The organism is Burkholderia pseudomultivorans (genome assembly GCF_902499075.1).
Lineage (GTDB): Bacteria > Pseudomonadota > Gammaproteobacteria > Burkholderiales > Burkholderiaceae > Burkholderia > Burkholderia pseudomultivorans.
The window spans coordinates 93,853-113,313 of record NZ_CABVPP010000016.1 but is presented as its reverse complement, the minus strand read 5'-3'; the positions used below and the strand labels follow the sequence as shown (position 1 = coordinate 113,313).

Genomic DNA, 19,461 nt, shown 5'->3' with positions numbered 1-19,461 from the left:
GACATTCTCGTCGAGCTGGGCAGGCGCCGGATGGTCGGCGGGCAGGAGGACATGATCGTCGACGTTGCGCTCGATCTCGCCGGACAGTAGCCGACGGCGGGCGACATTCGAATCGCGCCATAACAAGAACGCCCGACGTCGCGGCCGATTCGAAAAAATAAAACAATGTTTGGAGACGCGAATGAAAAAGCGATTTGCTGCCGTATGTTTTGCAGTCCTTCCAGTGAGTTCGGCCATTGCACAAAGCAACATCACGATCTACGGCTTGATCGATGCGGGCGTGACGTATGTTTCGAACGAGGGAGGGCACGCGGTTGCGAAGTTCGACGACGGGATCCTGGTGCCCAACCTGTTTGTGATTCAGGGCACCGAGGATCTCGGCGGCGGCACGAAAGCCATCTTCAAGCTGGAGGACCAGTTTCAGCTTGGCTCGGGCGCGACCATGCAGCCGGGAATCTTCGGCCGCAATGCGTATGTCGGCCTTGACGATGCCCGCTTCGGGAAGCTGACGCTGGGGAACGTCTACGAGTTCATGTTTACGTCGCTCACCGAGGCGAAAAACACGCCGGGTCTGCTCTCCGGCGGCCTTTACAGTGTCGCGGCGGGCCCGTTCCAGAATCTCGGCATCCCGCAAAACCCGACGGGCTGGTTCTCGTGGGCCCGAACGAACGGCATGCCGATCAACAACGCGGTCAAGTACCAGTCGCCGCAGATCGCCGGTTTTTCGGTCGGGGCCTTGTATTCGTTCGGCGGCGTCGCCGGGTCGTTCGGATCGAATTCGGGCATCAGTTTCGGCCTGAACTACGATCGCGGCCCGTTCGGCTTCGGTGCCGCCTATACCGAACAGAAGTATCCCGGCGCCGTCAATGGCGCGCCGCAGGTGCCGATTCGGAACTGGGGCGTCGGCGCTCACTACGCGCTCGGCCCGACGCTGAATTCGGCCAGCTTTGTCACGGTTCGAAACGCGCAGACGGGCGCTTATGCATACGCCGGACAACTCGCCAGCAACTGGCAGATCACGGCCGCGCTCTCGCTCGGCGTCAGTTACATGTACATGAAAGGGAACGACGTCCTGTACGGTAACCACGCCAACCAGGTCGACGCGATCCTGGGCTACTCGCTTTCGAAGCGCACGATGGTCTATGCGGAAGGCACCTACCAGCGAGCCAATTCGGGCGCGCATGCCGACATCAACGGAATCCTGAACCCTTCCGGATCGTCGAGCGGCGCTTCGCAGGCGATCGCCCGGGTCGGGATCCGGACCATGTTCTGAGCGATGGAATGACGGACGCGAGGGTAGCCGGCTTTGGGCCGGCTACGCGCGTGATGGCTGTCCGGCACGGAACGTATGCCGACTTCCGCTCCGTGCTCAATGCGAGCCGAGCACGTCCCGCGTGCCGATCTCCAGGTTCACGCGCATCGCCCAATCTATCGCGCGCCCGCCTTCCGTCACAGTCCCGAGCCGCGTGCGGCATCCGGCGCGAAGTATGCTTCGTTGAAGGACGGATTGCGGTTGAGCGCGGTCATCGGCCCGGCGTTCGTGAGCCGGTCGGCCATGTACGCGCCCGATACGAGGTCGTGATAGAAGACCGCGGTCGGATAGAAGCGTTGCGCGTCGTACGCGTAGACGTTCGTCTGGATGTTCGTGCGCCACAGCGCGCCGCGCGAGTCGAAGTTGTCGGACAGCAGGCCGTACCACGAATCCTCGTCGAGGTAGATCACGCGCTTCGCGTACTGATGGCGGAACCCGGGCTTCAGCGTCGCCTCGAGCACCCAGACGCGATGGAGTTCGTAGCGCATCCGGGCCGGATCGGCATGGTGCGGCGTCAGCAGGTCGCTGTACTTCAGCGACGACGACAGCATCCGGTAGTTGTCGTACGGCACGTAGATCTCGCGCTTGCCGGCGATCTTCCACTGGTAGCGTTCCGGGGAGCCGTTGAAGAAGTGATCGTCGTCGACGGTACGGAATCCGCCCGGCCCTTGCGGCTGATCGTAGCCGTATTCCGGCGCCTGGCGCACGCGCCGCGTGCCGGGGCTGTACATCCAGGTGCGGTTCGAACTCGCGTCGGGGCTGTCATAGACGGAGTAGCCGACCATGATCGTGCCGCGCTCGTTCAGCGGCAGGTCGGTCGCCACGCGGAAGTACGCGCGATTGAGGTTCGACAGCTTCGGGTCGAACGGCCGCGCGTCCTTCGGGGACCAGATATCGTACTTGACCTTTCCCCACGCAATATTGCCTTCCGGATAGACGACCGCCTGGTCGTAGACGGCCTTTTCCGTATCGATCGACGAAGCGTATTTCAGGTTCCACAGCAGTTCGAGGCCGGTTTTCGGCACCGGGAACGGCACCGTCGGCCCGGCGTTCTTCAGGCCGTTGCCGTCGCCGATCATCTCCACGCCGGCCGCATAGGTGCGGATCGCCTTGTAGGTGCCGTCGTCGTAGCGGAAGTCGCGGTGGCTCGGGTAGACCGGAATCCTGAACGTATCCGGATACTTCTTCAGCATCGCCTTCTGGCCGTCGGTGAGGTTCGTCGCGTATTGCGCCATGTTTTGAGCGCTGATGACGAACAGCGGCTTCTCGTCCGCATAGGGATCCGGGTAGCGGTCGCCCGGCTGGTATTTGACGGTCGGCGGCGCGCCGAGCCATTTGCCGGACCATGCGGGGACGTTGCCGTCGCCGGACGCCGCGCGTTGCGCGCCCATCGGCGTCAGCGTCGAGTCGAGCGCCTTGAGTCCGTCCGGCGAGATGCCGGCCCACGCGGTCGCGGCCAGCCACGTGCCGGTCGCGATTACCCCGGTTCGAATCAGACATGCCGTCCTTGGTTTCATCTGGTGATTCCCCCTCGATAGTCGTGAATTGGGTACGACGCCGGCGGACTGCGTGCACGCGGCGGCACGGCATCGACTGGATATCCGGATTCGGTTGCCGCTCGCCGGAAATCGGCCGGCTGGTTCGCGTGTCGGCGACAAGGCGGCGTCGGCCTGCCGTGTTTCGGCGTCGCGTCGGCCGGGCAGGACAACGCGTTCGACGACCCACTCTATCGAAGGGCGCCGCGCGGTTAATCGTCTGAATGAATTAGGGGAGAGGCCGGACACGAAAGCGCCGGTGTTTCAGCGGCAGGTTGCGGGTCGTTCGCACGGCGCGCGAAACTGGAACCGCGGGCAGGAAAACGAACGCACGCGCCGCACGTCCGTTGTCGGCGGCCCCGGTCGCCGGGCCGCCGACCGGCGCGACAAGTGCTAGAACCGCGTGCTGAGCCCGATCCGCGCGATCGATTGCAGCGTGCCGCTCGACGCGCCGTCCGGGTCCATCACGCCGTTGATCTGCGCGGCGCTGCCGTGGTTCGCGCGCTGGTGAACGCCGGCGACGTACACCATCGTGCGCTTCGACAGCCAGTACTGGACGGCGGCGAGGATCTGGTGCGCGTGCGCGTTGTCGAGCGTGTCGTTGCCCTTCATGTACGTGTAGGCCGCGCCGATCACCCAGGCGGGCGACGGCCGCCACGACGCGCCGGCTTCCGCCGACCAGACGCCGGCGCCGTTCGCGGCGTTGCGCACGGTCGTCACGAGCGCTTTCGCGGTGACCTGGCCGAGCGTGTAGTGCACGCCCGCGCCCCAGTTGCGCACGCTGGTGGCCGGCAACCCGTCCGCTGCGCCGTACTTCTGGTTCGTATAGGCTGCGCCCGCGCCGAACGGGCCGTTGTCGTAGGTTGCACCGACGCTGACGGTATTGCCCGCGCCGATCGACCCGGCGACATTGCCGAACCCGTACAGCATGCCGACGGTCAGGCCCGACAGCGACGGGCTCGTGTACTTGACCGAATTCGCGACGCGGTTGCTGCCGGCCACGCGGTCCCAGTCGAACGCGCCGGTCGGGTTGTTCGGCAGCGCCAGCTTGTCGAACGGTCCGTTGCGGAACCCGTACAGGCCGACGAGATCCTGCGCGATCTCGTTACCGCCGGCGGCCAGCGCATCGACCATGAACTCGTACTGGTTGCCGAGCGTCAGCGTGCCGTAGCGGTCGTTCTGCAAGCCGACGTACGCGGTGCGCCCGAACAGGCCGCCGCCGATGATCGAGCCGTTCGCGAGCGAATACTGGTTGACAAGCCGGAAGATCGCGCGCGTGCCCGCGCCGAGATCCTCCTTGCCTTCGAAGCCGAGCAGGTTCGGAAAGAAGATGTTGTCGTCGAATTTCGCGTTGCCGTGACCGCCTTCGTTGCTGACATAGCTGATGCCGGCGTCCATCAGCCCGAACATCGTCACGCTGCTCTGCGCGAACGACACGGCGGGGATCGCGCAGGCCGCCAGCGCGAGAAGGGTCTTTTTCGTCGTCTCCAAGATACATCTCCTGTATACCGATCAAATCGGATTTTTAGTTGGATTGCTAATTATTTTGTCTGCCGTTCCATTTCGATCCGTTCGGTTCGATCAAAACCGGATGGAATCGCGTACGCGCCGGCGCATCGGCGAGCTGCCGATACGCCGATACGCCGCGCGCTAAACCGTCGAATACCCACCGTCGACCGGTACGATCGCGCCGGTAACGAACGATGCGCCGGGCGAGCACAGGAACAGGATCACTTCCGCGACTTCGTCGGTCGTGCCCCAGCGATCGAGCGGCGTGCGATCGAGGATCCGGCGTGACGCCTGCGCGTCGGCCATCAGTCCGCTGCTGAGCGGCGTATCGATCCAGCCGGGCGCGACCGCGTTCACGCGGATGCCGCGATCGGCCCACGCCTGCGCGAGCGAGCGCGTGAGCTGCGCGACGCCGCCCTTGCTGGCGCTGTACGCGGGCCGGTCCTTGCTGCCGAAGTACGTGTACATCGACGCGACGTTGACGATCGAGCCGCCGTTCACCGACAGCGCGGGCCGCGCGGCATCGGACGCACGCATCACCGATGTCAGGTTCACGTTCAGCACGCGTTCGAACTGGTCCATCAGGTATTCGTCCGCGTGCCGGCTGATCCCGACGCCGTTGACGAGCACGTCGAGACGCGGCAGCGCGGCGATCGTGCGCGTCAGCGCGTCGCTGTCGGTCACGTCCAGTTCGACGTTGCGGATGGCGTCGTGCACGGGCGCATGCGAGCCGGCGGCGTCGAGCCCGAGCGTGACGACCGATGCGCCCGCCTGCGCGAAACGCAGCGCCGTGCGTGCGCCGATGCCCGACGTGCCGCCCGTCACGACGACGCTCTTGCCTTCAAACACCGACGGCTGGCTCATGCTCGATGCTCCCTGTGACGTGTGTGCGCCGGGCCGGCCCGAGCGCGGGGGAAACCAGGATCTTGATCTGCGCGCGGTCCGCGAGCAGCGCGTCGAAACCGTCGGCGACCGCGTCTTCGAGCGACACGGTGCGCGTGACGATCGACGTGAGATCGAGCGCGCCCGACGCGACGATGCGCAGCAGGTCCTCGTACGCATGCCGATAGCCGACGCTTGCCGTGAACGTCAGTTCGTCGTTGACCGCGCGGAATGCATCGAAGCCGGCATGCGGCATCAACCCGACCATCACGACGCGGCCGCCCTTGCGCAGCGCGTGCATCGCCGCTTCGAACGTGGACGGCAGTCCGGCTGCCTCGAAACTGGCGTCGACGCCGAGCCCGCCGGTGGCCGCGTGGATCGCATCGCGCAGTGCGGGCGCGTCGAACGCACGGGCGTCGAATACGTGCGTCGCGCCGAAGCGCGTGGCTGCTGCAAGACGTTCGGGCGACACGTCGACCGCGACGATCGTCGTCGCGCCCTGCAGCTTCGCGAGCATGATCAGCAGCAGGCCGATCGGCCCGAGCCCGAACACCGCGCAGGTTTCGCCGAGCCGGAGTTCGCCGCGCCGCAGCGCGTGCAGCGCGACGGCGGCCGGTTCCATCACCGCGGCCTGTTCGAGGCTGACGCCGTCGGGCAGCCGATGCAGCATGTAGGCGGGCACGACCGCGAAATCGGCCATCCCGCCGTCGCCCATCAACCCGGCGAAGCCCATCGACACGCACAGGTTGTACGACCCCGCGCGGCAGTACGCGCATTGACGGCAGCGATACTCGGGTTCGATCGCGACGCGGTCGCCGGCGCGCAGCGCGGTGACGTTCGCGCCGGTTTCGACCACGGTGCCGCAGAATTCGTGGCCGAGCGTCAGCGGCGCGGTGCGGCCCGACAGCGGGTGCGGCGCGTCGACCGGAATCGCATGCGGGCCGTCCGCGTATTCGTGCAGATCGCTGCCGCAGATCCCGCAATAGGCAACCGCGATGCGGACCTCGTCGGGCCCGACGCGCGGCGTGTCGATCTCGACGAGGCGCACGTCGCGCGGGCCATGCCATTGAAGTGCGCGCATCTCAGCGTCCTCCGAGGTTGGGCGTGTCGAGGCGGTTCGCGGCGGCGCCGGCGAGCGCGCGCTTGCGCAGCACGGCGGGCGCGGTTTCGACGAGGCCGAACGACAGCGCGCATGCGAGCACCGCGCCGGCCGCCGACATCCACATCGCGAACGACAGCCCGTAGCGATCGGCCGCGACGCCGGCGACGGTCGGTGCGACGAAGCCGCCGATCAGCTCGCCGGCGCCCATGATCAGGCCGAGCGCGCTCGCGATCGAGCGCGGCGGCACCGTTTCCGCCGGAATCGTCGCCATGAACAGCGTGAAGCAGCCGAGGCCGGTGTAGGTCGCGAACACGAACGCGCCGAGCGCCCACAGCGAACTCGCGTGGATCATCACGACCGGGCACGCGGCCGCGACGAGCGCGAACACGATCATCGTCGGCTTGCGGCCGATGCGGTCGGAGATGGCGGGCACCGCGAAGCCCCAGAACACCCACGCGGCGCCCAAGCAGGTCATCACGACGCTCATGTCCGACGCGGACAGGTGGCGGCTGCTGACCAGGAACGTCGGTGCGAACGAGATGATCACGACGAACCACGTCAGGAAGAAGCAGCTGATCAGCACGCACAGCAGGATGTTGCGCTCCTTCAGCAGCGCCCAGCGGCTGACGGTCGCGCCGCCCGCCGCCGGCGTGCCGGCGCCGTCGACCTGCGCGTGCCGTGCGCCGCCGGGCGGCACTTCGCGCACCCAGCGCCAGATGCAGAACGCGATCAGAAAGCCGGGAAGGCACGACACGTAGAACGCCTCGCGCCAGCCGTATGCGGTCGCGATGCCGATCACGACCGGCGGGCCGATCATCGCGCCCAGCAGGCCGGCGGCCGAGCCTTGCAGCAGGCCCATGTTCAGCCCGCGGCGGCTCGGCGTCGAACTCTCGACCATCAGCGACTGCGACAGCGGCAGCACCGGGCCTTCGGCGATGCCCATCAGCGCGCGGAACGCGATCAGGCTCGCGAAGCCGCCGACGAGCCCCGACAGCGCCGAGCAGACGGAGAAGCCGAGCACCGCGGCGATCAGCAGCGGCTTGCGCGTGCCGCGCGCATCGGACCACGCGCCGGTCGCGGCGCCCGACAGCGCCCAGGTCAGCGCGAGCGCGGACGACACCATGCCGAGCTGCGCATTGGTCAGGTGCAGCTCGGCCGACATGAACGGGAACAGGAACGACAGCGCGAGGCGGTCGAAGAACACGAAGCCGAACGTCATGAACAGGATCAGCAGCAGCCTGTTCTCGTACGTCCACGCTGACTTCGGGGCAGGAGAGGATGTCATGGATGGCCTCGTCGCGCGTCAGCGGAACAGTTTCTCGACCGCCTGTGCACCGAGGCCCACTTTCTCGTAGTGCGCCTTGCACATCGCGATGTACGAATGCACGTCGAAGTAGCCGTCGGGATTGCCGGCCTCGTCGAGCCAGATCAGCGGCCCCTTCACGATGAAGAACGCGCGCATCGGTTCCGGATGATCGAACGCGACGAGCGTATGGCCTTCGCCCGGCGTCTCGTAGACGAAGTCGCCGCGCGTCGCGGTCCACTCGTGCTCGAGGTAGCCCCATTTCCCGGAGATCGTGTATGCGAATACTTCGTGCGGGTGGTAGTGACGGTTCACGAGCCCCGCTTCCTTTGCCATCAGGATGTCGCACCATTTGTTCTGCGTCGGCGAGATCCACAGCGGCCGCGACGAAACCGTTTCGGTGAACGGAACGTAATGCCGCTCGTCCTCGGTGACCGCATTCGCGATGTAGACTTCCGGCAGCGCATCGGGCTTGAACGGATTGGCAATCGGCGCGATGTTTTGCCAGAATTCGGTTACGGCTTGGTCGACCACGGTTTGTCTCCTTTGTGTACAGGTGTCGTGGGCTCGACTTTAGCCAGCCGGTACTCACCGCTCTTGACTGGGCGGGACGAATTGCTTGATCGGTTCGGACATTGCTCCGCACCATTTTCAAGACGAACCATTCCCCAACCGTGCCGCTCTGCACGACAGGCGCCCGCAGGAGGCGACGTGACGAATTCGACCGTTCTTTCATGCACGCGCGGCTCGACCGCCGACGTGCCGGCGCGCGACCGGATGGCGTACTGGGATGCATTCAACGCGGCGACGCTGGTCGGGCTGCGCTGCTCGTCGCTGTCGCCGGCGGGGCTTGACGTCACGAAGACCGACTGGGCGCTGCCGGGCCTCGGGATCGCCGACATTCGCGGGCAGGATCACGTGATCGAGCGCAGCCCGGCGCTGGTGCGCCAGTTGCCGAAGGAAGCGCTGTTCGCGTGCCAGATCGTCAGCGGACGCGCGTATTTCATCCAGCACGACCGCTGCCTGCTGGCGGAAGCCGGCGACATCGTCGTCTACGACACGCGCGTGCCCTATCTGTTCGGATTCCTGACACCGATGCGGCAGTTGCTGATCGACATCCCGATCGCGATGGTCGACCGCCGGCTCGAAGCGGAGCTGGCGATGCTGCCGCTGAAGATCTCGCCGCGACCCGGCGCGGGCGAGATGCTCGGCACCACGCTGCGTGCGAGTGTCGAGCGCTTCATGAAGACGCCTGTCGAGGACGATGCCGCGCGTTTCTCCGAGTGCACGCGCACGCTGGTCGCGGAACTGATCGACGCGGAAGTGAACGGCGTGCGCGCATCGCGCACGTCGCTGTCGTATCTGCTGACCGCGAAGCAGTACATCGCGACGCATCTCGGCGAGCCGGAACTCGGGCCGCAGGCCGTCGCCGATGCGGTCGGGCTGTCGTTGCGCCACCTGAGCCGGCTGTTTGCCGCCGAAGGCGAGTCGGTCACGCAGCACATCTGGTCGGAACGGCTGCTGCATGCTTACCGCGAGCTGACGGATGCGCGCCTGCGCAAGACCAGTGTCGGCGAGATCGCGTTCCGCTGGGGATTTTCGAGCCAGGCGCATTTCAGCCGCGCGATTCGCGACCGGTACGGCGCGTCGCCGATGGCGCTGCGCGACGCGGCGCGTACGGCCGACCGTTGAGGGCGCGCGGCGGCGCGTGCGTTTTTTACATCAATCCGACAGTATGAAATCCGCGCAGCGCTCCGCGATCATGATCGTCGGCGCGTTCGTGTTGCCCGACACGATGCGCGGCATCACCGATGCATCGCAGATCCGCAGGCCGTCGACGCCGCGCACCGCGAGATGCGGCGTCGCGACCGCCTGTGCGTCGCTGCCCATCCGGCAGGTGCCGGCCGGGTGGTACACGGTCTTTGCGCGCTGCCGCACGTAGTCGGCCAGCGCCGCGTCCGAAAGCGTTTCCGCTTCGCGCACGAGGCGGGCGAGCGACGGCGCGCGGATGATCCGCCGCGCGAGCGCGACGCCGCGCACGAGCCCGTCGACATCGGCCGGATCCGACAGCGCGCCGCTATCGAACCGGATCGGCGCGGCGGGATCGCGGCTGCGCAACTGCATCGAGCCGCGCGAGCGCGGCCGCAGCAGGCACGGATTGATCGACAGCCCGTGGCCCGGCAGCGGCGCGCGGTCGACGTCGCCGACCAGCGTCGGCAGCACGTGGAACTGGATGTCGGGCCGGCCGTCGCCCGTCGTGTCGACGAACGCGCCCGACTCGACGACGTTCGACGTCAGCAGGCCGGTGCGGCACAGCATCCATTGCAGGCCGTGCCGCAGCGCCGCCAGCCCGCGATCCTGGCCGAGCAGGCTGATCGGCGCATGGCTGTAGCCGTAGATCGACACTTCGAGGTGGTCCTGGTAGTTCGCGCCCACTTCCGGGCTGTCGTGCAGCACGTCGAGGCCGAGCGCGTTCAGGTGCGCGCCGGGGCCGATCCCCGACAGCATCAGCAGCTTCGGCGTGCTCAACGCACCGGCTGCGAGCACGACGTCCGAGCGCGCGGCTGCTGCGCCCGTCGCGCCGCTGCCGCTGCGCCATTCGACGCCGCACGCGCGCCGTCCGTCGAAGCGCACGCGCGTGACGCGGCAGCCGGTCAGCACGCGCAGGTTCGGCTGGCCGATCACGTCGGCGAGATAGGTGGCCGCGGTGCTGCCGCGCCGTCCGTCGAAGATCGTCGTATGGTAGAAGCCGACGCCATGCTGCGCGGCACCGTTGAAGTCGTCGTTGTACGCGATGCCGGTTTCCTGCGCGGCCTTCACGAACGCGAGGCTCAGCGGATGCCGGAAGCGCGTGTCGCCGACCTTCAGCGGCCCGTCGGTGCCGTGGAACGGCTCGGACAGCCGCAAGTGCGATTCGGCGCGCTTGAAGACCGGCAGCACGTCGTTCCATCCCCAGCCCGCACAGCCGAGTGCGGCCCATTCGTCGTAGTCGTCGCGCGTGCCGCGCACGTACAGCATCGCGTTGACCGAGCTGCCGCCGCCGAGCGTGCGGCCCTGCGGCACATAGGTCCGGCGTCCGGCGGCGCCGGCCTGCGGCTCGCTTTCGAAGGTGACCGTGCGCGCGGTGCCGAGCACGCGGATGAACGTCGCCGGAATCCTGATGAACAGGCTGTCGTCTTTCGGCCCGTCCTCGAGCAGCAGCACGCGCCTGCCGGCCTTCACCAGTCGATGCGCGATCGTGCAACCGGCCGAACCGCCGCCCACGACGATATGGTCGTACGTCTCCATCCCGCTTTTTCTCCTTGCTGTCGGGCGGCGGAACGAGTGCCGCCGCGCAAGGCGCCAGATTAGCGACCGGCCTGCGGCCCGATTTGACCGGCACGGCCGTCGTGCTTGCCTCGCGCGGACACGGCGGCGGGCTGCGGCGGCGAGTGGTGCGCGTCGTGTTCTGTTAATGGCGCAGGCGAACCGACGTTATCGCGTCATGCCCGGTGCGCGCGTCTCGCTCGGCGTTTCGCCGAAGCGGGCGCGATAGCTGCGGCTGAAGTGCGCGCTGTTGTTGAAGCCCCAGCGGAACGCGATTTCGCTGACCGTCAGGTGTTTCAGCGACCGGTCGCGCAGGTCCGCGCGACAGCGCTCGAGACGCCGCGCGAGGATGTAGCGCGTGAGCGGCATTCCCTCGATCTCGAAGATGCGCGCGAGCTGGCGCGGCGACAGGTGGATCGCGCGGCTCACCGCGTGGCAGTCGAGCGCATCGTCGTCGAGACGGCTCTCGATGAACGCCTTGGCCCGCGACAGCGTATGGACGGTCGACTTCGTCGGCGATACATCGCCGTCGCGCAGGCGCAGCATCGACCGCAGGAGATCGAGCACGGCTGCGGCGCGCCGTTCGCGCCCATCGTGCGCCTCGTGCGCCGGCGAATGCGGCTCGGCGAGCAATGCATAGACCTGGCGCGCGGCCCACGACGTGACGCCGTCGTCGCGATCGATCTTGACCGCGCCGCGATAGCGCCACGGGCCGACGCGCGCCTCGAACACGTCGCGCGGCACGTCGAGCACGGTCATCGCCATGTCGGCGGGAAAGCCGTGGCCGTACGGCATCGACGTGTCGTAGAGCACGATGTCGCCGGGCGCGTGCTGCATGCACTCGACGTCCTGGAATGTATAGCCTTGTCCCGCGTGCATCAGGCAGACGAACACCGCGTCGCGCTGGTCCGCATGGATGTTGTGCGGCGTGCGCACGACCGCGTGCCGGTTCGCGACGATGTCGCATGCGCTGAACAGCGCGAGGTCGCGCTTGCGCAGGGTCGCGTCGATGCCGTCCGACGATTTGCCGCTGCACTCGATGCGCACGAGCGAGCGTGCGACGTGGTCGACCCAGAAGTCGACGCGCTCGTGGCCGCGCACGGCGCGCGTCGAGATCGTGACGATCCCGGTGCTGGTGTCCGGCATGACGTTCTCCCAATGACGCCCGAGCGGCGCAGTCTCGGCGACGTCGAAGGCCGCGGTCAATCCGTGAAACACCGGGGCGCGGCGAAAGCCTTGCCGGGCGGGGCGTTGCGGCCGGCGACCGGGGCGATGTCCGTGTCGGGCAAAAGAAGCGGCCGTGCCGGTCAAATCGCGAATGCGATTTCGGGTTAAGGGCCGTGTTCGCCGATCGCGCGCTTGCGGCGGCTCGTGCTGCAAGTGACGTTCAAGTCGGGAGAACGCGCGTGACTGACGTGAAGATCCCGAATGCTCGATTCGGCGTGCGCGTTGCGATGCGCGCGCCTTCGCCGCCATCGCATCGCTGGTACACCGCGTCACGCGGGCCGGGCGGCGGAACCGCGCGACGGCGCGATATTCCTACGACCCGCCCGCATGCACGCAGCTCAAGCGGCGCTGGCTTCGTCGATTTTCCGGATGTCGTCCTGATCGAGCTGTACGCGAATCGCGTCGCCGAGCAGCGCGAGTTGCGCAAGCGACGTCGCGCTGGCGATCGGTGCGGTGATCGTCGGCCGCGCGATCTGCCATGCGAGCGCGATCGCGGCCGGCTGCGTGCCGTGCTTGTCGGCGACGGCGTCGAGCGCCGCGAGTATGCGCAGGCCGCGATCGTTCAGATAGCCGGCGACGCGATCGCCGCGCACGCTCTTCTTCAGGTCGGCTTCGCTGCGGTACTTGCCGGACAGGAAGCCGCTCGCGAGCGCGTAGTAGTTGACGACGCCGAGCTTCAGGTCGCGCACGACCGGTTCGAGATCGCGTTCGTATTCCGCGCGGTTGATCAGGTTGTATTCGGGCTGGATGACCTGGTACGCGGGCAGGCCGTCGCGCCGGCTGATCTCGGCGGCTTCGCGCAGGCGCGCGCCGCTGTAGTTCGACGCGCCGATGATGCGCACCTTGCCCGCGTCGATCAGCGTCCGATACGCGCCGAGCGTTTCCTCGAGCGGCGTGTCGGCGAGGTCGCGGTGCGAGAAGTACAGGTCGATATGGTCGGTCTGCAGGCGGCGCAGCGAATCGTCGACCGCGTTCAGGATGTTGTCCTTCGACAGGCCGGCGCGCGCGCCGAGCATCCCGACCTTGGTCGCGATCACGACCTGATCGCGCTTGCCGGAGCGCTTGAGCCACTTGCCGATGATCGTTTCCGATTCGCCGCCGCTGTTGCCGGGCACCCACGCCGAATAGACGTCGGCCGTGTCGATGAAGTTGATGCCGGTGTCGGCGAGCGCGTCGAGCAGCGAGAACGAGGTGTTCTCGTCGGCGGTCCAGCCGAACACGTTGCCGCCGAATGCGAGCGGCGATACCTGGATGTCCGACGTACCGAGTGTGCGTAATGCCATCTTTCTCTCCGATGTGGGTGTCACGGATTGAACTGCGGAATTGACGGTGTCGATCGCGACGACGCGGCAGTGCGTGCAGAGCAGGTTCGCCGGCGTCGCGGGAACCCGAACATTGTCCCTGATCGGTGCGATTCGTGCAGGCCGTGAAATGCCGCGATAACGGAGGGATTGGATCGCACGGCAGACGAGTCGTCCGCTATCCGTCATCCGGTGCGGCCGGATTCGATCGGGAGCGGATTTCGCGACGGATGCGTGCTGCTGCGGTAATGCGCAGCGGGGTCGGAAAAGCCGGGAAAAGACGGGAAAGCCCCGCGCGACGAGCGGGGCCGAATCGGATGACGGCCGGCGGATGCGGCCCGTGCGTTATCGCAGCTGCACTGCCGCGAGAAACAGCACCATGCTGCCGATCGCGCCGTCGAGCACGCGCCATGCGACGGCCTTGCGGAACCACGGCGCGAGCAGTCGCGCGCCGTAGCCGAGCCCGACGAACCAGACGACGCTGACCGTCATCGCGCCGATCGCGAACGCGGCGCGCGATCCTTCCGGCTCGCGCGCGCCGGCCGTGCCGATCAGCAGGAACGTATCGAGATACACGTGCGGGTTGAGCCACGTGAACGCGAGCGTCATCAGCACGATCGCGAGCCCGCTCTGCGGCGGCGGCGCGACCGCATCGCCGCGCACGTCGAGCGTTTCGTGGCCCGGCTTGAGCGCGCGGCGCAGCGCGTTGATGCCGAACCACGCGAGATACGCGAGACCGACATACAGCACCGCGTGGACGAAGGTCGGATAGCGTTCGACGAGCACCGATGCGCCGCCGACGCCGGCGCCGATCAGGATCATGTCGGACAGCGCGCACAGCAGCACGATCTTGCCGACGTGCGAGCGCATGATGCCCTGCCGGAGCACGAACGCGTTCTGCGCGCCGATGGTGACGATGAGCGAAGCGCACAGCGCGACGCCGTGGGAAAAAGCGAGCCAGTTCATGATGGATGACAGCAGTGGACGGATGGATCGGGTAGCGCTAGTCTGCGGGCATCGCTCGAATAAGAGAAGCTAAATCGCCTAATGTCGATTAAGGAAATCTAATGCTCGACTATGCATTGCTCGATGCGCTCGCGGCGGTGATCCGGCACGGGTCGTTCGAACGGGCCGCCAAGGAGCTGAACGTCACGCCGTCGGCCGTGTCGCAGCGCGTGAAACTGCTCGAGGAACGGGTCGGCAGCGTGCTCGTCAAGCGCGGCCAGCCATGTGTCGCGACGCCGTCGGGTGCGCTGCTGTGCCGACACACCGAACGCGTGCAACTGCTCGAAGCCGAGCTGTCCGGCCGGATGCCGGCGTTGCACGGGCCGCTCGCGTCCGGCTGGCCGACCTTGCGTGTGGCCGTCAACGACGATAGCGTCGCGACGTGGTTCATCGACGCGGTGGCGCCGTTCTGCGCGGAGCGCGAGACGCTGCTCGACCTCGTGATCGACGACCAGGACTACACGGCGGCGCGCATCCGCGACGGCAGCGTGCAGGGCGCGGTGACCGCGCAGGCCGAGCCGATCCAGGGCTGCCGGTCGACGCGGCTCGGGCGCATCCGTTATTGCGCGGTGTGCTCGCCCGCGTTTCACGAGCGCTATTTCGCGGCGGGCATCACGCGCGATGCGCTGCGCCGCGCACCGTGCGTGATGTTCAATCCGAAGGACGGGTTGCAGGCGCGCTTCATCCGGCGTGTGACGCGCGCGGATCTCGATCCGCCGCAGCACTGGATACCGCATGTCGCCGGTTATCTGCGTGCGTGCGAAACGGGGCTCGGATGGGGAATGTGCCCGGACCGGATGGTCGATCGCCAGGTGGCGGCGGGCGAACTGGTCGACATGTCGGCCGGGCGGACCGTCGACATCGAGCTCTACTGGCAGAGCTGGCGCCTGTCGATCGGCTGGCTCGACGATTTCAGCGCGGCGCTCAAGGCGCGCGCCGCACTGTTTCTGGATTGACGGGCCCGACGGACACGGGCCGGGCGGCGGTCGCGCATGGTGCGCGCGCCGCATGCGGGATCAGACGTGGTGAAGGCCGTCGAAGTCGACGATCTGCACGTGACGGCCCTGCATTTCGATCAGGCCGCGCTTCTGGAATTTCGACAGCGTGCGGCTGACCGTTTCGAGCGTCATGCCGAGGTAGCTGCCGATGTCTTCGCGCGTCATGCGCAGGTTGAATTCGGACGGCGAGTAGCCACGCTTCAGGTAGCGCGACGACACGTCGAGCAGGAAGGCGGCGACGCGCTCCTCGGCGTTCAGCGAACCGAGCAGCATCGTCTGCGACGTTTCGCGCACGATCTGCTCGCTCATCAGCTTGTGCATGCGCAGCTGCATCGAACCCGCCTCCGAGCACAGCGCCTTCAGCGCGCTGTACGGAATCACGCATACGGAGCTGTCTTCGAGCGCGATCGCGGTGCGCGGATGGGTATCGTCGCAGATGCCGTCGAGGCCGAGCGCTTCGCCCGCGAGGTGCAGGCCCGTGACCTGTTCGCGGCCATCGTGGCGCGTCGCGACCGTCTTCAGCGAACCGGAGCGCACCGCGTACAGGTTGTCGAACGCGTCGCCTTCGCGGAACAGCGCTTCGCCGCGCTTCACCGGCCGCGCCGCGCAGATGACGGATTCGAGGCGGCTGAGCGCTTCGGGCGCGAGACCCTGGGGCATGCACAGGTGCCGCATTGCGCACGTCGAGCAGTGCGCGGCCTGACGAGGTGCCCAGCTCGCGGCGTGAGACGTGGCGGCGGGGCGTGTGGCGACGGGCGTCAGCATGATCGTTTACTCCGGCGTTGAATCGACGGAATCATTGTCCCACCGCAAGTTGCGACTGTCGGGTGACAAAACGTCGCGACCGGTTGCACTGCCGCGCGCACGCTTGCGAAGCCCGCGCATGCGGGCGCACCGATCCGCGCGCGGCATGCGCACGCCGATGACCGGGCGACGCGGCGGCAGTGCCCACTCGTTCAGCTCCCCTGTTCGTCCGTGTGCGCGGCCGAGGGAATCAACAGCACCGGCAGCGATGCGTGGCGCACGCACTGCTCGGCGATGCTGCCCAGCACGAGGCGACGGAACCCGCGACGGCCATGCGTGCCGAGCACGAGCAGATCGGCGCCGAATGCCTTCGCGCCTTCGAGGATCAGCGACGACACGTCGTTGAGCGACGACGCCTCGCTCGTCAGCGTCTGGCCCTTCACGCCCGCCGCCTGCATCTGCGCCGCGAAGTCCTTCGCGAGATCGTTGCCCTGCGCGAGCAGCTGATCGCGCAGTACGGACGGATCGTAGCCCGGCACGTTGTAGTAGATCGCGGCGTTCTCGACGACGTAGAGCGCCTGCAGCTCAGCGCCGTGCGACTTCGCGAGCGCGAGCGCGGCATCGAATGCATGGCGGGACGTGTCGCTGCCGTCGACGGCAACCAGAATACGCTTGTACATAGTGTCTCCGAGAGGCGGATTGAACGGAAGTCGGCCGGATGGCCGATCGAGCTGCGCGTTGCTGCGACGCAGAGTAAACCAATGCCCGGGAATTTGCAGTGCGGCGCCCGCCGCGTCGCGGGCCGCGAGCGGCATCGGCGCTGCACGGGCATGTCGGCGCGCGACACAATGGCGTCGGCTATTGCAATGCGCGATGCGCGACGGTCAGGCCGACGGTCGAGACGTGGCCGTCGTGTGCCGTATGGTCGTACGCGATGCGCGACAACGTGCATCGCCGCAACGAGGCGGATCGTCGAGCCGGTGAGGCGGAGCCGACCGGCGTACGAACGAACAGGCGGACTTCATGGCGCGGCGCATGCACGGCATGCACGCACCGCAGCGCCCATCGCAACGACCCGGCCATACCGCCATTGAATCGCAACCGCGTCGCCGCGACCTGATCTCGATCAACGTCCGGACGCCGGCACTGCCCGCAAGCCGATGCAAACGACCGATTCAAACGCCGCGGGGACTCTGCCGACCGGCCGTGCGTGCGCGAGTCGTCGCCCGCGCACGCACGGCGTCTGTCGCCGCGTGCGCTACCGCGGCACCGGCGTCAGCTCGATCACGCGCTCGGGCCGCCGGCTGTGGCCGGGCCAGTACGCGCTGCCGTACATCCGGTGCACGGCGCCGGACAGTTCGTCGCCGATCGGCAGCGGCGCGTCGAAGCCCTTCTCGACCAGCATGTAGCCCGCGCGCAGCGCGAACGCCGGATGATTGCCGCCGGGGCGGCTGTCGAAGCCGGCGAAGCCGTCGCCGGCCTCCGGCATCGCGTTGACGAGCGACGCGTTGCTGCGCGTGATCTCGTCGGGCGAGATCGGCCCGCCGCCGGCGAGGCGCGCCGCCTCGCGGTTCTTGCCGTCGGTGTCGACCGTGCTGTCGTGCGTGTCGTCGTTGTCGAGCTCGATGCTGCGCGGACGGGCGGGCTGCTTCGGGGCAGACGGTTCCATCGCGACTCTCCTGGCGGCGAAGCGCTCCGGATCAAGCAAATCCCGTTCCGGGCACGACGGGAAAAAGGCGCGCGGGCGATCGCCGCGGTCGCGCGGCGCGCACTGATTTGTCATGATTTATTTCAGCTAGAACACGCGTTTTCTACAGAGTATGATTCGTTTCTTGCGAAGCGGCGACAGGGGATGCGATCTCGCCGTCTCTGCCCGCATCGGGGCGCCAGCACCCTCAAAGACGGGTAGTGAACAACAAAGCAAGGGACTAGAGGTGGCGTATTCATGCAAACGACTACTGCCTTCACGCATCGCGGTTATCTGTTGAACTGCGCGCCCGCGCGCGCCGGCGACGGTTCGTTCAAACCCTATGTCGTGATTTCCCGTTCGAGCGACGGGGAACTGGTGGCGAACCGGTTTTTCCCGTCCGAGCTCCAGTTCAACGACGAAGGCGCCGCGATCGCGCACGCGCGCGACTGGGCCGTGCGCTGGATCGACGCCAGCAGCATCGCGATCTGACGCTGCCGCGCGCCCGTCGCGTCGGCCGTCCGGCCGATGGCCCGCGCGCCGCTGCCGGACGAAAAACGCGGTAATCTTGTCGAACCCGTCACTTTATTTGCGGCCGAGCGATGCAGCGCGGCCGCCTGCATGGACCTATGTCGACATCACCCGCCCGTCAGTGGGGCCTCGAAGAAATCGTCGCCGGCTTGCGCGAGTCGCGCGAGGAGCGCCATCGCACGCGCCATCCGCGCGGCATCCGTGAACTGCCGTCCCGCGACGCGATCTGCAAGATCGTGACCGGCCTGCGCGCGTCGATGTTTCCGACGCATTACGGCGCGCCGGACCTGACCGACGAAAGCGTCGACTACTACGTCGGCCATACGCTCGAAAGCACGCTGCGGATTCTGTCCGAGCAGATTCGCCGCGCGCTGCCGTTCCTGCCCGAGCATGCGGATACGCCGCTCGCCGCGCTCGACGAGCGCGCGTTCGAGATCGCGCGCGAGTTCGGCCGGCAGCTGCCGGAGATTCGTGCCCTGCTCGTCAGCGATATCCAGGCCGCCTACGCGGGCGATCCGGCCGCGCAGCACATCACCGAAATCCTGCTGTGCTATCCCGGCGTGCTCGCGATGATGCACCATCGCCTCGCGCATGCGTTGCACCGGCTCGGCGTGCCGCTGCTCGCGCGCTTCATCAATGAAATCGCACATTCGGCCACCGGCATCGACATCCACCCGGGCGCGCAGATCGGCCCGAGCTTCTTCATCGACCACGGCACCGGTGTCGTGATCGGCGAAACCGCGATCATCGGCGAGCGCGTGCGCGTGTACCAGGCCGTCACGCTCGGCGCGAAGAGCTTCCCGGCCGACGGCGACGGCGCGCTGGTGAAGGGCAATGCACGCCACCCGATCGTCGAGGACGACGTCGTGATCTACGCGGGCGCGACGATTCTCGGCCGCGTGACGATCGGCCGCGGCTCGGTGATCGGCGGCAACGTGTGGCTCACCCACAGCGTGCCGCCCGGCACCAGCGTCGCGCAGGGCAAGGTGCGCGAAGGCGAGCGCGCCGAGAAGCCGTAA

At 67.4% G+C, this 19,461-nt stretch carries 19 protein-coding genes; 6 read left to right on the top strand and 13 right to left on the bottom strand.

Features of this window, described 5'->3' with window-relative positions; translation table 11 throughout:
* Together BST28156_RS34995 and BST28156_RS13885 are read left to right on the top strand one after the other, a co-directional pair.
* Positions 1-90 (top strand): hypothetical protein (locus BST28156_RS34995; RefSeq protein WP_174902475.1); only part of this gene is annotated, 90 nt, incomplete at its 5' end.
* Positions 91-181: 91 nt separating this feature from the next.
* Positions 182-1,273 (top strand): porin, encoded by a 1,092-nt coding sequence (locus tag BST28156_RS13885; RefSeq protein WP_174902474.1) that lies wholly within the window; start codon positions 182-184, stop codon positions 1,271-1,273.
* 176 nt (positions 1,274-1,449) lie between these two features.
* Here the strand turns inward: BST28156_RS13885 and BST28156_RS13880 are convergent, their stop codons facing one another.
* The 6 genes from BST28156_RS13880 to BST28156_RS13855 form a co-directional block, all read right to left on the bottom strand.
* Positions 1,450-2,829, bottom strand: a complete 1,380-nt coding sequence (locus BST28156_RS13880; protein WP_174902473.1) for a DUF1329 domain-containing protein — start codon at positions 2,827-2,829, stop codon at positions 1,450-1,452.
* A gap of 411 nt (positions 2,830-3,240) precedes the next feature.
* A complete protein-coding gene (locus BST28156_RS13875) occupies positions 3,241-4,338 on the bottom strand; it encodes a porin (RefSeq protein WP_060244743.1) in 1,098 nt (365 codons plus the stop codon).
* Positions 4,339-4,497: 159 nt separating this feature from the next.
* A complete protein-coding gene (locus BST28156_RS13870; protein WP_174902472.1) occupies positions 4,498-5,220 on the bottom strand; it encodes an SDR family NAD(P)-dependent oxidoreductase in 723 nt (240 codons plus the stop codon).
* Positions 5,198-6,319, bottom strand: coding sequence for a 2,3-butanediol dehydrogenase (locus BST28156_RS13865; RefSeq protein WP_174902471.1), 1,122 nt, complete (start codon positions 6,317-6,319; stop codon positions 5,198-5,200). The genes BST28156_RS13870 and BST28156_RS13865 overlap by 23 nt, the downstream gene beginning before the upstream one ends.
* Position 6,320: 1 nt before the next feature.
* Positions 6,321-7,625: an MFS transporter gene (locus BST28156_RS13860; protein WP_174902470.1), complete on the bottom strand. Its 1,305-nt coding sequence runs from the start codon at positions 7,623-7,625 to the stop codon at positions 6,321-6,323.
* 18 nt (positions 7,626-7,643) lie between these two features.
* On the bottom strand, positions 7,644-8,177 hold the full coding sequence (locus BST28156_RS13855; protein ID WP_174902469.1) for a 2,4'-dihydroxyacetophenone dioxygenase family protein: 534 nt from the start codon (positions 8,175-8,177) through the stop codon (positions 7,644-7,646).
* A gap of 177 nt (positions 8,178-8,354) precedes the next feature.
* Here BST28156_RS13855 and BST28156_RS13850 point away from each other — a divergent pair, with 177 nt between their 5' ends.
* Positions 8,355-9,335: a helix-turn-helix domain-containing protein gene (locus BST28156_RS13850; protein WP_174902468.1), complete on the top strand. Its 981-nt coding sequence runs from the start codon at positions 8,355-8,357 to the stop codon at positions 9,333-9,335.
* Between the two features lie 30 nt (positions 9,336-9,365).
* Here BST28156_RS13850 and BST28156_RS13845 read toward each other — a convergent pair whose 3' ends face one another.
* From BST28156_RS13845 to BST28156_RS13830, 4 genes are all read right to left on the bottom strand, one after another.
* On the bottom strand, positions 9,366-10,931 hold the full coding sequence (locus tag BST28156_RS13845) for a GMC family oxidoreductase (RefSeq protein WP_174902467.1): 1,566 nt from the start codon (positions 10,929-10,931) through the stop codon (positions 9,366-9,368).
* Between the two features lie 186 nt (positions 10,932-11,117).
* Positions 11,118-12,095 carry a helix-turn-helix domain-containing protein gene (locus BST28156_RS13840; protein WP_174902466.1) on the bottom strand — a complete coding sequence of 326 codons (978 nt, stop codon included), beginning with the start codon at positions 12,093-12,095 and terminating at the stop codon, positions 11,118-11,120.
* Positions 12,096-12,514: 419 nt separating this feature from the next.
* The gene (locus tag BST28156_RS13835) at positions 12,515-13,459 is read right to left on the bottom strand and encodes an aldo/keto reductase (RefSeq protein ID WP_009690654.1); all 945 of its coding nucleotides are present in this window, start codon (positions 13,457-13,459) and stop codon (positions 12,515-12,517) included.
* Between the two features lie 363 nt (positions 13,460-13,822).
* Complete coding sequence (locus BST28156_RS13830; protein WP_009690655.1) at positions 13,823-14,443, bottom strand: LysE/ArgO family amino acid transporter; 621 nt, start codon at positions 14,441-14,443, stop codon at positions 13,823-13,825.
* A gap of 101 nt (positions 14,444-14,544) precedes the next feature.
* On the opposite strand from BST28156_RS13830, the gene BST28156_RS13825 reads away from it, so the two are divergent.
* The gene (locus tag BST28156_RS13825; RefSeq protein WP_009690656.1) at positions 14,545-15,438 is read left to right on the top strand and encodes a LysR family transcriptional regulator ArgP; all 894 of its coding nucleotides are present in this window, start codon (positions 14,545-14,547) and stop codon (positions 15,436-15,438) included.
* Positions 15,439-15,498: 60 nt separating this feature from the next.
* On the opposite strand, the gene fnr is transcribed toward BST28156_RS13825, so the two are convergent.
* The 3 genes from fnr to BST28156_RS13810 all read right to left on the bottom strand — a co-directional run bounded on the left by fnr (position 15,499) and on the right by BST28156_RS13810 (position 17,893).
* Positions 15,499-16,245 carry a fumarate/nitrate reduction transcriptional regulator Fnr gene (gene fnr, locus BST28156_RS13820; RefSeq protein WP_009690657.1) on the bottom strand — a complete coding sequence of 249 codons (747 nt, stop codon included), beginning with the start codon at positions 16,243-16,245 and terminating at the stop codon, positions 15,499-15,501.
* A gap of 191 nt (positions 16,246-16,436) precedes the next feature.
* Positions 16,437-16,904, bottom strand: coding sequence for a universal stress protein (locus BST28156_RS13815; protein WP_009690658.1), 468 nt, complete (start codon positions 16,902-16,904; stop codon positions 16,437-16,439).
* Between the two features lie 578 nt (positions 16,905-17,482).
* The gene (locus tag BST28156_RS13810; RefSeq protein WP_060244726.1) at positions 17,483-17,893 is read right to left on the bottom strand and encodes a DUF3005 domain-containing protein; all 411 of its coding nucleotides are present in this window, start codon (positions 17,891-17,893) and stop codon (positions 17,483-17,485) included.
* A gap of 276 nt (positions 17,894-18,169) precedes the next feature.
* Here BST28156_RS13810 and BST28156_RS13805 point away from each other — a divergent pair, with 276 nt between their 5' ends.
* Both BST28156_RS13805 and epsC read left to right on the top strand, forming a co-directional pair.
* Complete coding sequence (locus BST28156_RS13805; RefSeq protein WP_060244724.1) at positions 18,170-18,403, top strand: hypothetical protein; 234 nt, start codon at positions 18,170-18,172, stop codon at positions 18,401-18,403.
* Positions 18,404-18,540: 137 nt separating this feature from the next.
* Positions 18,541-19,461 carry a serine O-acetyltransferase EpsC gene (gene epsC, locus BST28156_RS13800; RefSeq protein ID WP_009690662.1) on the top strand — a complete coding sequence of 307 codons (921 nt, stop codon included), beginning with the start codon at positions 18,541-18,543 and terminating at the stop codon, positions 19,459-19,461.